The 853-nt window shown below is 55.7% G+C and carries 1 protein-coding gene; it reads right to left on the reverse strand.

Going from position 1 to position 853, the window contains the following annotated elements; translation table 11 throughout:
- A partial coding sequence (locus H1B37_RS34720; protein ID WP_353620980.1) for an RHS repeat domain-containing protein occupies positions 1-677 on the reverse strand: 677 nt, incomplete at its 3' end.
- Positions 678-853 lie beyond the last annotated feature (176 nt).

The raw sequence follows: 853 nt of genomic DNA on the forward strand, positions 1-853 counted from the left end.
CTTTGTGATGGAGGCCCCCACCCAGGAGTGAATGGTGTCGTAAATAGATCGACAAATCGTTGTGGCGTCGGTCCAAACCTTGCAATCAACTGCGGGCAACGCTGCTGAAGCATCGTCAGCGAATACGCGTTCTGGGGTAACCAATGATGATACCATGTAGCGAGTCCGGACGGATCCAAGAACACAACCGGGTTCGATTCTAAGGTTTCATATGCACTCCAACCTGAAAATGGAAAGATTGGGTCTCTGGAGCAGAACCGCCCGGCGAATGGATCGTACATGCGGGCACGGTAATGGTACAAATTGAGGACGTTGTCATACTCGCGGCCCGTGTATGTATAGCGGTTGCCTTCGGCTGTCGACGTTCGTGCCGTTCCACTCCCATCGAAGATCGACACGTTGCCATACGCGTCATAGGCGTACCTTTCCTTAATCGTCCCACTCGGATCCGTCAGTGCGGTGACACTGTACTGTTGGGTGCGGAGATAGCGAACCGTGAACTCGATAGATGGCCTGTCGTTTTCAGGGCGTGATTTGCCGGGCGAGCAAGTTGGTTGGCGAAGCGTTTTGCAGCCACGGTTTGATTTTAAATCGGCGCACGGTTTAACGCCTCGCGCGCGGAGGCGCGCGAGACGTTGCCGAAGGTTTTGGCGGCGGGATGATCGATGACAGAGCATCCCGATATTGTAGTGGATCGATCGACTACTCGGTGGGTTTGTCGTCGGACGCGTTGGGATCAGATTGCGGCGGCCGGTCCTTGGCTCCCGGATGCGTCTTGTCGTGGACTTCGCGGAGGCGTTTGATCGAGACGTGCGTGTAGATCTGCGTCGTGTTGAGCTGCTCGTGACCCAAG

It is taken from the genome of Stieleria mannarensis, assembly GCF_014154935.1.
In the GTDB taxonomy this organism is placed as follows: Bacteria; Planctomycetota; Planctomycetia; order Pirellulales; family Pirellulaceae; genus Stieleria; species Stieleria mannarensis.